Origin of the sequence: Collinsella acetigenes, assembly GCF_012844445.1 — a bacterium.
Classification (GTDB): Bacteria; Actinomycetota; Coriobacteriia; order Coriobacteriales; family Coriobacteriaceae; genus Collinsella; species Collinsella acetigenes.
In genome coordinates, this window is the sequence record NZ_JABBCP010000001.1 from 210,361 (window position 1) to 224,836 (window position 14,476).

The 14,476-nt window shown below is 58.2% G+C and carries 11 protein-coding genes and 1 tRNA gene; 9 read left to right on the forward strand and 3 right to left on the reverse strand.

Annotated elements, in window-relative coordinates; all coding sequences use genetic code 11:
- The first annotated feature begins 17 nt into the window (after positions 1–17).
- Positions 18–2,450: a tetratricopeptide repeat protein gene (locus tag HF320_RS00960; protein ID WP_169276675.1), complete on the forward strand. Its 2,433-nt coding sequence runs from the start codon at positions 18–20 to the stop codon at positions 2,448–2,450.
- A gap of 103 nt (positions 2,451–2,553) precedes the next feature.
- Positions 2,554–2,644 (forward strand) — tRNA-Ser (locus HF320_RS00965).
- A 291-nt stretch (positions 2,645–2,935) separates the two neighbouring features.
- Here the strand turns inward: HF320_RS00965 and gluQRS are convergent.
- A complete protein-coding gene (gene gluQRS / locus HF320_RS00970) occupies positions 2,936–3,916 on the reverse strand; it encodes a tRNA glutamyl-Q(34) synthetase GluQRS (protein WP_169276676.1) in 981 nt (326 codons plus the stop codon).
- Between the two features lie 153 nt (positions 3,917–4,069).
- Between gluQRS and HF320_RS00975 the strand changes: the two genes are divergently transcribed.
- Together HF320_RS00975 and HF320_RS00980 are read left to right on the forward strand one after the other, a co-directional pair.
- Positions 4,070–5,272 (forward strand): cation diffusion facilitator family transporter, encoded by a 1,203-nt coding sequence (locus HF320_RS00975; protein WP_169276677.1) that lies wholly within the window; start codon positions 4,070–4,072, stop codon positions 5,270–5,272.
- Between the two features lie 111 nt (positions 5,273–5,383).
- Positions 5,384–7,279 (forward strand): DUF2207 domain-containing protein, encoded by a 1,896-nt coding sequence (locus tag HF320_RS00980; protein ID WP_169276678.1) that lies wholly within the window; start codon positions 5,384–5,386, stop codon positions 7,277–7,279.
- A gap of 192 nt (positions 7,280–7,471) precedes the next feature.
- On the opposite strand, the gene HF320_RS00985 is transcribed toward HF320_RS00980, so the two are convergent.
- Positions 7,472–8,110: a GNAT family N-acetyltransferase gene (locus HF320_RS00985; RefSeq protein ID WP_349290677.1), complete on the reverse strand. Its 639-nt coding sequence runs from the start codon at positions 8,108–8,110 to the stop codon at positions 7,472–7,474.
- 251 nt (positions 8,111–8,361) lie between these two features.
- Between HF320_RS00985 and purH the strand changes: the two genes are divergently transcribed.
- The 4 genes from purH (at position 8,362) to HF320_RS01005 (ending at position 12,760) form a co-directional block, all read left to right on the forward strand.
- Positions 8,362–9,996, forward strand: coding sequence for a bifunctional phosphoribosylaminoimidazolecarboxamide formyltransferase/IMP cyclohydrolase (purH, locus tag HF320_RS00990; protein WP_169276679.1), 1,635 nt, complete (start codon positions 8,362–8,364; stop codon positions 9,994–9,996).
- A 215-nt stretch (positions 9,997–10,211) separates the two neighbouring features.
- On the forward strand, positions 10,212–10,940 hold the full coding sequence (locus tag HF320_RS00995) for a hypothetical protein (RefSeq protein WP_211158902.1): 729 nt from the start codon (positions 10,212–10,214) through the stop codon (positions 10,938–10,940).
- Positions 10,941–11,026: 86 nt separating this feature from the next.
- The gene (locus tag HF320_RS01000) at positions 11,027–11,692 is read left to right on the forward strand and encodes a response regulator transcription factor (protein WP_169276680.1); all 666 of its coding nucleotides are present in this window, start codon (positions 11,027–11,029) and stop codon (positions 11,690–11,692) included.
- Positions 11,693–11,710: 18 nt separating this feature from the next.
- A complete protein-coding gene (locus HF320_RS01005; RefSeq protein ID WP_248276543.1) occupies positions 11,711–12,760 on the forward strand; it encodes a sensor histidine kinase in 1,050 nt (349 codons plus the stop codon).
- 118 nt (positions 12,761–12,878) lie between these two features.
- Here the strand turns inward: HF320_RS01005 and HF320_RS01010 are convergent, their stop codons facing one another.
- Positions 12,879–13,316, reverse strand: coding sequence for a universal stress protein (locus HF320_RS01010; RefSeq protein ID WP_022386794.1), 438 nt, complete (start codon positions 13,314–13,316; stop codon positions 12,879–12,881).
- Between the two features lie 191 nt (positions 13,317–13,507).
- On the opposite strand from HF320_RS01010, the gene HF320_RS01015 reads away from it, so the two are divergent.
- Complete coding sequence (locus HF320_RS01015) at positions 13,508–14,443, forward strand: undecaprenyl-diphosphate phosphatase (protein WP_169276682.1); 936 nt, start codon at positions 13,508–13,510, stop codon at positions 14,441–14,443.
- Positions 14,444–14,476 lie beyond the last annotated feature (33 nt).

The following is a 14,476-nucleotide window of genomic DNA, read 5'->3' on the forward strand; positions in this document are numbered from 1 at the left end:
ACAAGAAGGACGAGGCAATGCAGGCAGCTCGTTATAAACTGGGCCTACTGGCGGGCAAAAAGCGCTTCACGCACATGCCCGAGCAGCTCGACGACGAAACGTACGGCACAATTTCCGGTGCGTTTGGCAAGGATGCTCAGGAGGCCTGCTATGTTGTCCGGTTTGTCGGACGATCACAGGTCGAGATTTTGGGCTATGTCAACATGTCCGGCGAAGTGTACCGTACGTGTGCCCCGGTGAGGGATGCGGCGCTTCCGGATGCTCCCGATCTGGTGATTCGCAAGAGCCCCGATGCAGAGTCGGGGTCGATTAGCGTGCTTGATGAGCATGGGCGTTTGCGTCGTATTTCGCACTTCAAGGGCGCTGTGGAGGGCACGATGCGCGAGAACGCCGACGAGCCTACCTGGAATTCGAAACGCAGCCTTCGCTACGGTGACTTCCTGGCGTCGCTTTATCTGCGCTACTGCGTTTTTGGCGCGGCGGGAACCGGTGCCATTTCCTCTGGAAGTCCGAATGCCGAACATGAACGTTTTGATATCGAGATGCAGGCGCTTGATGAGCCTGTCGAGCTGTTTTGCGGCTTTGCGTCCGCCTCGCTTCCGGACGCCATCGACGCGCTGCTGTATCGCATCGAGAGCAATCAAAATCCCTGCGGTCTGGAGCTGTATGCAAAGCGCTTGATGAGCGAGGTGGATCTTCCCTGCTTGCGCACCTGCTCGGTTAAAACGACGCTTACGCTCGCGCGCATTGAGCGCACGCGTAGCTTCTTTGTCAACTTTGATCGTTCGGGGCTGTCGCGGCATGAAGTGGAGACAGTGCTTTCTGTTGAGACGGTTCTGAATCGCCTTTCTCGCATGCTTGATCGCATGGGGGCGGGCATGGCGCCCACCTCCATGTCTCCAAGTGAAGAAGACTGCTCGAGGATCGACCGTCGCATCTTCGACGAGACGACGGGACAGGTCGCGCAGCTGTTGGAGCAGCTTTCGGAGCCAAATCCATGGGCGATGCCGGGAACGATTCAATGCGTACCCGGGGGCGAATGGGATGTTCGCACGCGATTTGCGCGTCTTGCGGAGGGGATTAACATCATCACGCGTCTCGACTATCGATTCGATGCCGATGTGTCTCGCGGCGCCATGCGCGTGCAGTTCATGCAGCCGCCCTGCGCCGCCATGCCCCGCTCGTTCTATGATGAGCTCGCGGGCGGGTGGGCCAAATACGATGAGGGTGAAATTCGAGAGCTGCGCGCGGAACTTCTATCGCGCGTGGTCCTTACGTTGGCGGCGGCCTGTTTTGCGGCGGGGCTCAATATCGAGCGCTGCCTTGTGCAGGTCGATCCATTGTTCGAAGACGAGCGGCCCGAGGAGAGGCTCCCGGTATGCATCTACGAGTTCACGCGCTCGGCATATATGGCCAAGTGGCGTGAAGTCGCCAAGCGGCTCGATGCCAAGTCGTTCGAAGGCACTCCATGTCTAAAGGCGCTGGAAGACTCGATATATGCTGGTGAGGAGGCTTGGCCTGCAGTTGACCAGCGCAAAGTGGCGCCGGCAAACGATACACGCATGCTGCCAGAGTCGTTGCGGCCGATGCTTTTGGCAGATACTGCTGCGGAGCTTGAGGTGATGGAGGACTCCGAAGACCCTCACGTCAAGCGGGTGGTGGAGCTCCGGGAGCTTGTGCATACCGATCCCGCTGCGGCGGCAAAGGGTTTTGCCAAGCTCGTCGACGAGCTCGAGGCGGCGTGTGCGCTAGAAGAGCTTGCGGCAACGGTTCCGGTTGAATCTCAATTTTGTGAGAATTACCTTGCGCGTTTGATGCTTCCCCTCACGGAGGACGACGGCGACATTCGCGTTTTGCGCGTGCCGGATGCCCTTTACTTTGCCCAGTATGAGCTGTGCAATCTCTATACGCAGGCAGGCGATTTAGAAGTTTTGCTGCCGCAGGCGCGCAAGCTTTACGATATGGCGAAGTCCTCCATGCAAGCGCATTTTTCGCTCATCAACGTTCTTGCTCAGCTTGAGCGTTTCGAAGAGGTCGTTGAGGTGGGAAAGCACGCGGCGCGTCTTGCGCACGATCGCGCCTCCATCGGCTACCTGTTCTATCGCGTGGCGTTTGCCTATTGGAACTTGGGCGATAGACAGATGGCGCTTGCATGCTATCGGCTGATTCCGCGCGGCGAGGAGATTGAACCTACGGCGCAGGAAGAAATGCGGGCGCTCATGTCCGAGATGGACGTTTCGGAGCCGCCTTCGTTTGAAGATGCGGTTGCTACCGTCGAACGGGCGGGAATTGCCTTGCCGCCCACGGAGGAGGTTTCGAATTTCATAGCCGATTTGGCAGTCCAGCTGGTTGACAACGGTTTTTTCTTCTTGGGAACGCGCTGCGTCTATCAGATGTGGCATGCACGTGGCAGCGACGATTTAAGCGTGCTGAGCAGGTCTTTGCAGTAGATTGAGCATGGTGTCGCTGCGTATCTGCGAGAGAATTCTGAAGACTTGCATTTCTGTTCTTGTGCTGTTGGGGCCGAGTGGGGTATGATATTACGGCTGTTACGGAGAGCTGACCGAGAGGCCGAAGGTGCTCGCCTGCTAAGCGAGTATGCCCCAAAAGGGCATCTGGGGTTCGAATCCCCAGCTCTCCGCCAGTTTGACTTGGAAAGGACGTCCACCCGGGCGTCCTTTTTCCGTTTTGAAGGAGCCCGGGGATTCGAACCCGAGAGAGTGCGGAGCTGAGGCAACGCGTAAGCGTTGTCCAGCGCAGCACGCAAGGCGCGTAAGCGCCGCAGCGGTGCGGCATGCGCACGCATGCCGGAATCCCCAGCTCTCCGCCAGTTTGACTTGGAAAGGACGTCCACCCGGGCGTCCTTTTTCCGTTTTGAAGGAGCCCGGGGATTCGAACCCGAGAGAGTGCGGAGCTGAGGCAACGCGCTCGCTTGCTACGGCGCGATGATGATATCGTCGCGATGAGCTCGGATAGCGTCCCAGGAGAACAACTCGACCAGTTCTGCTGCGCCGCGCGGCTTGGCATCTGGGGCAATGCCGGCGAGATGCGCGACGTATCCCAAAAGTGCTTCGGGCGAGCCAAATCGTTCGCGAAGCTCGTCCATACCGCAATCGTGATCGCGCTTGGAAAGACGACGTCCGTCGGCAGCGACGAGCAGCGGCACGTGAGCATAGTGCGGGTGGGGATATCCCAGCAGATTCTGCAAATACATCTGGCGCGGCGTGGACGAGAGCAGGTCGTTTCCGCGCACAACTTCTGTGACGCCCATGGTGGCGTCGTCAACTACGACCGCAAGCTGATAGGCGAAGATTCCATCGCTGCGCCGAATCAAAAAGTCACCGCATTCCGAGGAGAGTGACTCGCGCTGTTCGCCGTAAACACCGTCTACAAATTCAATAGTATCGAAAGGGCCGTTGGCCTCCGGCACACGCAGGCGCGTTGCCGGCGGCCGTACGGCCGTGCGCTGCGCTACCTCTGCGGGCGAGAGGTGGCGGCACGTGCCTGCGTAGATGGGGGTACCATCGCTCGCATGTGGTGCGCTTGCCGCGTGTAGCTCGGCCCTCGTGCAAAAGCAGGGATACGTGAGGCCGGACGCGATGAGTTTCTTAAGGGCGTCTTCGTAAAGGTTCGTACGGTCTCGTTGATAGAAGGGGCCTTCGTCCCAGTCCAGACCAAGCCAGCGGAGGTCTTCGATAAAAAGATCGGACCACAGGGGGTTGCGGCAGCGCGCATCGAGGTCCTCGATGCGCAGGACCATGCGCCCGCCCTGGCTTCGCACGGAGAGCCATGCCATAAGGGCGGAGAAGATATTGCCCAGATGCATGCGACCGGAGGGCGACGGCGCAAAGCGTCCCACGACGCAGGCGTCGTGCGGGCCGTTTGCGCCGTTGATATGTTCTTCGTTGAATTCCATGTCGCTCAGTATAGAGGTTGGAGTGCGTCTGCGCTTGCTCGGCGTCATTTGATATCTCGATACTGAGTTTGGCTTTCGTTGCAATCTGGGCGAAAGCGCGGCGGCGTGTGCGGGTATACTGTGCTCTCAATGCTATATGGAGGTGCGTGCGCAATGATAAACTGGCTGATACGTCGTTTGGTGGCGCAGCCGGAAGGTGAGCTTTTGGACGCTTCGGTGCGTACCCGTGCCGGACTGGCCGCAGGCATCATCTGCATTTGCTGCAATATCGTGTTGTGCGTGAGCAAAGGCATTGTTGGACTGCTTACGGGTTCCGTGTCGCTTGTTGCCGACGCCGTCAACAACGTATCCGACGCTTCGAGCAATATTGTGAGCTTGCTGGGCTTTCGCCTGGCGGCACGTCCTGCCGACGCGGGCCATCCGTATGGGCATGGACGCTTTGAGTACCTAGCGGGCCTCAGCGTGGCAGTGATCGTGTGCTCCGTGGGCCTTAACTTGGTTACCGAATCGGTGAATAAGCTGCTCCATCCGTCGTTTACCGAATACGGCGTGGCTTCGATGGCGGTGCTCATTCTTTCTATGGTGGTCAAAACGTGGATGGCCCTATTCAATAGGCGTCTGGGGCATCGCATCGATTCGGGGACGCTTCTCGCTACTGCCGTCGACTCCCGAAATGACGTGATTGCCTCTGGTGCGGTCTTGGCGGCTGTGCTCATCTCCCGTGCCACGGGTATCGACCTTGATGGCTGGGCAGGCTTGGGCGTGGGCCTTTTTGTGTGTGCCGGTGGTGTCGATTTGGTGCGCGACGCGGCGAGCCCTCTTCTGGGCCAAGCTCCAGACGAGGGGCTTGTTGAGCGCATCCACACCAAGATCATGTCCTATCCCGGGGTCCTGGGCACGCATGACCTTATGGTGCACGATTACGGCCCGGGCCGTCAGTTCGCAAGCGCGCATGTCGAGATGCCGGGCGAGCGCGATGCCTTTGCCAACCATGAGATACTCGATTCCATCGAGCACGACATCCAGCGAGAGTTGGGGGTTGAGATAACGTTGCACTGCGATCCTGTTGTGACCGATGCTCCCGATGGCTTTGACTTGCGCTCGTGGCTTAACGAGCGCGTGAGGGATATCGACCCGCGGCTTTCGGTCCACGATGTACGCCAGAAGCGAGATTTTGTGGCGTTCGACCTGGTACGTCCTACCGATTTTGATATGGATGACGATGAGCTTCTTTCTCGTGTGAGTGCGCTCGTGGGCGAAAAATGCCCCGGTGTCCCCTGCGTGGTGACGTTTGACGCCGGTTACGTTTCGCCGGTGAGCGATGGGAGCGTCTTGACGGATGATGTGAAGGGCTGATATGCCTACCTTGTTGGGGAGCACCAACATCGAATGTGAACGCGCACGCGTGCGGAACGTCCCCGCGCGACTACAATAGGGCCACGGATAACGCCGACGTAAGGATGTGCCATGCGTACCCGTTTTCGCGCAATTACCGCCTTGGCCCTGGTGCTGGTGGCGTCTTTGATTCCTGCTGCAGCTTATGCGAGCACCTACCAGACATCGCAGGTGGATATGCGGGCGCATGTGACGTCCGATGGCTCCCTGCAGGTGAGCGAAGAACGAACTTTCGAGTTCACCGACGATGTTAACGGCGTGTACTGGGAGATCCCTCTCGGACAAAATCAGCAGGGCGAGAACGTGACCCTGGGCATCAACGGCGTTTCTGTCGATGGAGATGAATTCCAAGAGGCGGATTATGCCTCCTCGGGGGATTACGGCGTCTATACCGTAGATACCAGCGGCTCGTCTGTGACTTTGAAGATCTATATGCCTTCGTCCGATGGCTCGAGCGCAGATGTCAAGATCTCCTACACGATGAACGGCGCGGTCATGCTTTGGCGGGATACCGCCGAGCTCTACTGGAAGTTCGTGGGCGATGAATGGGGGGAAGATTCGAACGACGTGACGCTTAACGTTTCGTTTGACGCTTCCTTGGTGCAGCAAAACCCTGCGACGGTAGGCGATACGCTGCGCGCCTGGGGCCATGGACCACTGACGGCGACGGTCACGCCCGACGACGAGGACGGCGAGGTCGATTACGATGTCCCCTGCGTGAGGGGTGGCGAGTTCGCCGAGGCGCGCATCGCGTTTCCCGCGTCTTGGGTGCCCTACATGCCATTGGGCTCTCGATCGGACGAAGAACGCCTTCCGGATATTTTGGACGAGGAAGAGCAGTGGGCCGAAGAGGCGAATACTCGTCGTGAACGCGCTCGGCTTCTCTCCTGCGGCCTGGCGGCATTGACGGTCGTTGTTTCCGTGGCGCTGCTGGCGGTGACGGTGATACAGAAACTACGCCTCAAGCGTCCTGTCCCCACGTTTAACGAGACGTACTTCCGTGATGTTCCAAGCGACGACCACCCTGCCGTGCTCGCGACGTTTATGAACAAAGGCACGGTGCCCGACCGCGCTTTTGTTGCCACGCTTATGAAGCTTACCGACGAGCGTTTGATCAAGCTGCAAAGTGTTGCTACGCCCGGTCAAAAAGCTGCGAGCGACTACTGCATTTCGATGGATAATGGTGGCTTTACGAGGGCAAAGAACGGAATCGATCGCGCTGTGCTCGAACTGTATTTCTTGGGCGTCGAGCGCCAGGGAACTACTCTTTCGCGCACATTCCAGTCGTTCAAGCAATATGCCAGAAAGCATACGAGCACGTATTCCAGGAGGCTTGATAGCTACACGCACAGCGTCACGGGTGCTATGGAATCCAGGAATCTTGTCGCTTCCGACGGCACGGCGGCTGTGGCGCTCACGATTATTGGTGGCACGTTTGTCATCGGAGGAGGACTTCTCCAGATGTTCTTCTTGGATGCTCCCGTGCCTAACATCATTGCGTTTGGCATCTCCGTTGTCTGCTCGGTGATTACCATTTTGCTGGGCTTGACCTTCCGTCGCCTAACGCAAGAGGGCGCCGACTTGGAGAACAAATGCCGCGCGCTTAAGAGGTGGCTCGAGGACTTCACCCGCCTGGGCGAGGCCGTGCCGGGCGATCTTGTCTTGTGGAACAAGCTCATGGTGATGGGCGTGGCCCTGGGTGTTTCCAAAAAGACGCTGCGCGAGCTTGCCGACGCCGTGCCGCCTGCGGTCCGTAACGCCGAGGGTTTCTACGATTACTACCCCGTGTACTGGTGGTGCTATAGCGATCCTGCACTCGACGCTCCCACCGATTCGATTGGCAGGGTCTACCACAATTCCGTGTCCGCGGTGGCAGCTTCGGAGTCCAGCTCCGGCGGTGGCGGTGGCGGTGGCTTTTCCGGTGGCGGTGGCGGCGGCTGCGGCGGCGGAGGCGGCGGCACGTTTTAACCTGCGAGTTTCGACAGTTCATGCAAAAGGGTCCGACGGAATGTTTCCGTCGGACCCTTTCATATCTGAACACGACCGCGGAGAGAGTTGCGATCGCGTCCAGGCACGGGCGTGTGTCCGTACCGCCTATGTGTTTTCCCTACGGGCGCGTTGGACGTCAAGCTGCCCTCAAGACGTCCAGCTCCTCGCAGGTTAGGCACTGAGGTCTAAACCGTAAAGATACATCTCTCGCGGAAGCAGACTGCGCTCTTCGCGTGTCGATTTGTATCTCCCCAAACGTTTCATGCCGCGGAGCTCGTAGAACGACCATCTGCAATCGCTGTCGGTATACAGATACGCCTTAAGATCGCCGAGTGCGGCGTAGTACGAAGATGCGGCGTCAAACAGCACCGTTCCGATTCCGAGCCCCTGTGCCGAGGGATCTACAACGAGCAGCGTGATTTCATTGTCGAGTGTAAGGCCGCTCGATGCCAAGAGGCGCTCGTCTACTTTGCGCATGCCGTCGTACCACGTTTGGAACGTGTGGGCGGCTTTGGCGTCGTAGGAATCCATGGCGCAAGCCGATTTTGCTTCGATGGTCGCCCAACGGGATAAATCTTGGTTGTAGTCGTTTTCCGATCGGGCGAGGATAATGCCACGCGGCGCACCGTCGATAAGGGCTACCTGTGAGAAGGTGGATACCGAGAGGCAATGCGCAAGATCGCATGTCGCCTCGAGGGTGCCAAAGGCAGCGTCGGGGACGTCATCGTCGTTGTGCCATAGCGTACGGACGATCTCGACAAGCGGTTCGAAATCTTCATCTTCAAATGGTCTGTACAGCACGGTCGACACGCAGCGCACCTTTCTCTCGGCAGATTTAATACCACCGTTTGGGGCGCGGAATATGGTGCCTTCATGTTCACACGTCAACTGCGTCATTTCTACGCGAAAGCGCCATCGCCTCTCGGTATTTTCTTCAAATAACATGCGTATCGCCTGCGAGTTGGCGTGTCGATGCGCTACATTAGTGATGTATGTGGAAGAGGGGGTCGATGCCGTAACTTTTGCGGTATCAAGGCCCCTTTCGCGACAAGGAGGAAGGCATGGCCGCTGATGTGAAGATCGGGCGCGCGCTTATCTCGGTCACCGATAAGACCGGCGTCGTCGATTTCGCACGAGCACTGGTTGACGATTTTGGCGTTGAGATTATCTCGACGGGCGGAACCGCCAAGGCGATTGAGGCTGCGGGCGTGCCCGTTACCCCGATCGAGGAGTTTACCGGCTACCCCGAGATGATGGATGGCCGTGTGAAGACGTTGCATCCCAAGGTGCACGGCGCCCTGCTGTGCCGTCGTGACTCCGAGGAGCACATGGCTCAGGCCAGCGAGCACGATATCAAGATGATCGACCTCGTGGCGGTTAACCTGTACGAGTTTGAGAAAACCGTTGCCTCTCCCGATGTGACCTTTGCCGACGCCATCGAGCATATCGATATCGGCGGCCCTTCCATGCTGCGCTCTGCCGCCAAGAACAACGACTCGGTGACCGTGGTGTGTGACCCGTCCGATTACGCGATGGTTCTCGACGAGATGCATCGCCACAAGGGCGCAACTACCTTGGGCACGCGTCGTCGCCTGGCTGCCAAGACCTATACGCGTACCGCCGCCTACGATACCGCTATCTCCACGTGGCTCAACAGCTACTTGGCAGAGGAGGCCCCCGAGGCTTCCGCCTCCGCTGCTTTTGTTCCGCCTGCGGCAATCGATCTGCATCTTGAGAAGGTCGAGGACCTTCGCTATGGCGAGAACCCGCATCAGGCCGCTGCCGTCTATCGCTTTGCCGATGAGTTTGGCAACTTCGCCTCTTCGGCAAATCCGCTCGTTGGCGCCAAGCAGATCCAGGGCAAGCCGCTCTCCTATAACAACCTGCTCGACGCCGATGCCGCTTGGAATGCCGTGCGCGAGTTTGATGAGCCTGCTGCTATCATCCTCAAGCATCAAAATCCCTGCGGTTCTGCTGTCGCCAAGACGGTGACCGAGGCCTATGATCGCGCCTTTGCATGCGATCCCAAGAGCGCCTATGGCGGCATTATCGCCTTGAACCGCGAGGTTCCCCTTGAGCTTGTGGAGCACTTTGCCGATCGCGACAAGCTTTTTGTCGAGGTGCTCATTGCCCCGTCCTTTACCGACGAGGCTCTGGAGCGTCTGAGCCGCCGCAAGAACCTGCGCGTGCTGGAGACCGGCGGTGCCGATGGCCACGCTCACCTCGAGGCTCGTACCGTTGATGGCGGTATGCTCGTTCAGGCCGTGGACACCGTTTCCGAGGATCCCTCGACCTTTACCTTCCCCACGACTCGCAAGCCCACGGACAAGGAGATGGACGACCTTCTGTTCGCTTGGCGCGTGGTGAAGACCGTTAAGTCCAACGCCATCTTGATCGCCAAGGATCAGTCCGGTATCGGTATGGGACCTGGCCAGCCCAACCGCGTCGACTCTGCGCTCTTTGCGTGCGAGCGCGCCGAGGAGACCTGCAAGCGCATGGGCGTTGAGGCGGGCGGCTTTGCTGCTGCGAGCGATGCGTTCTTCCCGTTCCGCGACAACGTGGACGTGCTTGCGGCCCATGGCGTGACCGCGATTATTCAGCCCGGTGGCTCGATGCGCGACGAGGAGTCCATCCAGGCTTGTGACGACCACGGTGTCGCTATGGTGTTCACGGGCGCTCGTCACTTCCGCCACTAGGAGTTTTTGCCGAATCCCGTTGTTTGTCCGAGCGTTGGGATTTGGCTTTTGCTAAAGGCGTCCCAGCTGGGCAACCTGCCGCATGAGCGTGCTGCATCTTGCTTTTGCTGGGGCGTTTTCGCTATCGAGAGTTTGGCCCGTGTGCTTTTTCGAAGCCTGCGGGAATGGCGGGGTGCATGCCCCGCGCGCTTAGACGAAAAGGAGCCGTGTCTGCCATGACGGTGCGTGACGAGGATCTTTTCTCCAATCCCGAGGACCTTCGTGCCTACAGGGAGTTTTGCGAGACGCAGCAGGCTGTACCGGATTTTCAGCTCGATCAGCCCGCGCTTGTATGCCGCTGGCGCATGGCGCGCAGGCAGGTTCCTTTGCTTAACAGGCATATCCGTGCTCTTTCGCAGCGCTTGGTACAGGGTCGCCCCCTCACCACCAATATGCTTTCTTGGGCAAAGCAGCACGTGGAGTGGTCTCTTGCCGAGGGTACCTATGCGGATCCCAACGGTGTGCTCATGCTGGTGATTGACGTAAACGGTAACGCTGCCATGACCGTGGGCGCTTACGAGCCCTTGGCCTCGACTTCCCATGATGCACTGTGCGCGCGTGCCGAGCTTGCTCATGCCGAGCAGATTGAGACGGGCGTGGCTCCGGAGGCGCTTTGCTGCGTGAAGTCGGGCACGCTTTATGTGGCTGCCGCGGAAGGCGAGCACCTGTGTGGTTCCATGACGCTGGTTGAGCAGCTAGCGGCAACGCGTGGTTATCGCGTGCTGCGCGCGACGCCTGGGGCCGCGGACGATATCGTGCTTTCGCTAAATGACCTTGGCGGCGCGCATGTGCTCGTCTCCGATGAGCACGGCGTGGTTGTGGAGGACGCTGGGCAGGGAGATTCGGCAGAGGACCGCTCTATTGCCGAGTTCTTGGCCACGGGCGTATCAAAGCTCTTCTCCTAACGGGACGCTTGCTTACATTGTTGCCACATGTGGTGGCATCGCCTTTGTCTCGTCCATAATGGAGGGCAACCGAAAGGGGCTTTTCCATGTCGAAGATTTACATCGTCGAAGATGACGACGCCATTCGCACAGAGCTCGCCTTGGCGCTTGAGCGCAACGGCTATGAGGCGCTTGCTTGCACGACGTTTGACCATGTGGTCGACGACGTGCTGGAGGCGTCTCCCGACCTTGTGCTTCTCGACTTGAGCCTGCCTCAGACGGACGGGCAGTTTATCTGTCGCGAGCTGCGCTCGCATTCGGACGTGCCCATTATCGTGCTCACCTCTCGCGCGACGGAGGTCGACGAGGTTATGAGTATGACGCTTGGCGCCGACGACTTTATTCCCAAGCCCTATAGCCTGCGCGTTCTCATTGCGCGCATGCAGGCGCTTTTGCGTCGCAGCTCCTCCACGCAGGGAAAGACCGTGCTGCGACATGATGGGCTTGAGCTCGATGTTGCCCGTTCTCGTGCGCTGTACGAGGGCTCGGAAGTCGAGCTGACCAAAAACGAGCTGAGGATCTTGAGTTTGCTTATGCGCCATGCGGGAACGATTGTCTCGCGCGAGGCCATTATGCGCGACCTTTGGAATTCCGATACGTTTATCGACGACAACACCTTGACGGTTAACATCAATCGCCTGCGCGCTACGCTCGATAAGATTGGGGTGCATGGGTATCTGACCACGCATCGCGGCCAAGGCTATTCGGTGTAGCGGCTTATGGGCAGGTATTTGAAGTCGCATAGCGCTGTGGTGCTGTTGCCCCTGCTCGCTACGGGGCTTGTCTGCAGCGTTTTGCTCACCACGAGCGTGTACGTGCAGATCGTGGTCTTGGTCGCTCTTATTGGAGTTGCCGGCACGTTGATCGGCGCTGTGTCGGACTGGCTTCGTCACCGGAAGTTCTATCGCGGGCTCGAACGCTGTGCGGAACATCTCGAGAGCGTTTCTTGGGCGATGGAGATGATGGAATATCCGGAGGATGCCGAGGGCGAAGCCGTGTATGACGTCATCCGTGCTATCGCTAAGGCTGCAAACGATGAGGTCGCAGCCTATCGCCGCCAGACTGCGAATTACCGCGAGTATGTCGAAACGTGGGTGCACGAAGCGAAGACGCCGCTGGTTGCAGCCTATTTGATGCTCGAAAATCTGGATGATGCCCTTGCGAACGATGTTCAGCCTCGGGAGGTGCACGAAAAGGTTGATGCCCTGACGGAGGAGGTTGACCGCGTTGAGGGATACATCGAACAGGCGCTGTATTACGCTCGCTCGGAATCGCTCGACCGCGATTATGTAGTGCGGAACGTCTCCTTGCAGTCCATTGTCTCTTCGGCACTTAAGCGCAACGCGCGCGCGATGATTTCTGCCCATATGGCGCCCGTTTGCCGCGGCCTTGAGCTCGAGGTGTTTGCCGACGAAAAATGGGTTGAGTTCATCTTGGGGCAGCTTATTCAAAACAGTGTGAAGTACGCTCGCAGCGAAGGCGCTCAGCTGCTCTTTGCGGCGACTCGTGCGAACGCAGGGGGCACCGATGATTGCGTGAGGCTTGTGGTTCGCGACAACGGCTGCGGTGTTCCTGCTGCAGATTTGGACCGTGTGTTTGATCGTGGCTTTACCGGCGAGAACGGCAGAAACGGCAAGCGCTCCACAGGTATTGGGCTCTATTTGGTCAAGCGCCTATGCGACAAAATGGGGTTGGGAATCGTGGCTCGCTCCGAGCACGGGGAATTCTTTGAAGTCGAGATCACGTTCCCAACCAATCATATGCACTATTTTGAGTCGTAGACATAATGACGGGTTTGGCGGCGGATGCCTGCTTTTAGGCGCCTGCATAAATAAAGCCCCGATCTTGTGACCGGAGCTTTATCGAATGCGCTTGATGGCGATTGGGTGGAGCGTCGAGCTACTTCACAACCAGGATGTCACACTCGGTGTTCCTAAGCAGGAACGTTGAGATGGAGCCGAGCAGGGCGTACTTGATCGAAGAGAGGCCGCGAGCGCCGCAGAGCACCAGATCGGGCTGAATAATGTCGAGCATCTCGTCTTTGAGGGTCTCACGAATGCGGCCGGCGCGAATGATGACTTCGACTTCGGGAATATCGGGGTTTGCCTTGGCTTCCTCAACCTGCTTTTCGATCGAGTTTTTAAATGCCTCCTCAAGGCCGTTTACCAAATCAATGGGGTAGGAACCGGCGGACTCGAGTGCTGTCGAGTCAATTACATGGCCGATGATGAGCTTGGCTTTGTTATTCGCGGCGACCTTGATAGCGCGCGCGAGAACAAAATCCTGCTGTTCAGTGCCGTCGAGCGCGACGAATACTTTTGAATAACCCTCGTTCATGTTTGCCTCCTCAATGGCTCTGCAGCTCCTTTGGCTGCGTTGCCTTACAGCGGTTATACCCGGCTTTAATCACCCGGTACCTCTAAATTCTGTAAATGACGCTGCTTTTTTTCGAGCATGCCTGCAGCGTGAGATAATGGTGCACGGAGTTGCTGCGGGACCATGGCCGCAGCTCAGGCGAAAGGCTTCTTTTGGATATCATCGAACTGCTTAAATCGGCCTTCCTGGGTCTGGTCGAGGGCATCACGGAATGGCTGCCCATCTCGTCTACCGGTCACATGATCTTGGTCGATGAGTTTATCAAGCTCAACGTGAGCAAGACGTTTCTCAACATGTTTTTGGTGGTTATTCAGCTGGGCGCAATCCTTGCTGTCTGCGTGCTGTTTTTTCATGAGCTCAATCCGTTTTCGCCCAGCAAGGGCAAGGAGGGGCGCCGCGACACGTGGAAGCTTTGGGGTAAGATCGTGCTTGGATGCATTCCTGCGGCGGTTGTCGGCTTGCCGTTGAACGATTGGATGGAAGACCATTTTTACAATGCTCCCGTGGTTGCCATCGCGCTGATTGTCTACGGTATCGCTTTCATCGTTATCGAGACGCGCCGTGCTCGCATGCGCGAGACCGTGGATGTGCTGCCTGGCGCGCGCCCTGCCGGCGCTCATTTTGCGACGCCTTCTGTGAGCGAGGATGACGGCGGGGACTTTGGTTCCATCGCCACGCTGGATGATCTGTCTTGGAAGACTGCTTTGGGAATCGGTTTGTTCCAGGTGCTCTCGCTGGTGCCGGGCACGTCGCGCTCGGGTTCGACCATTATTGGCGGCTTGCTTTTGGGCTGCACGCGTGCGGTGGCGAGCAAGTTTACGTTCTTTTTGGCCATCCCCGTCATGTTTGGTGCAAGCGCGCTCAAACTCGTCAAGTTCTTTATCAAGGGCGGCACGTTCGGTGCGTCCGAGGCGGCGATTCTGGGCGTGGGCTGCGTGGTTGCGTTTGTTGTTTCCCTCGCGGCCATCAAATGGCTCATGGGCTTTGTGAAGCGTCACGACTTCAAAGCCTTTGGCGTCTACCGCATCGTTTTGGGCGTGGTCGTACTTGCGTACTTCCTCGTCGCTGTCCCCGTGCTGGGGCTATAGCGCTTTTTACTTGTGGTGATGATGCGCCGTTCG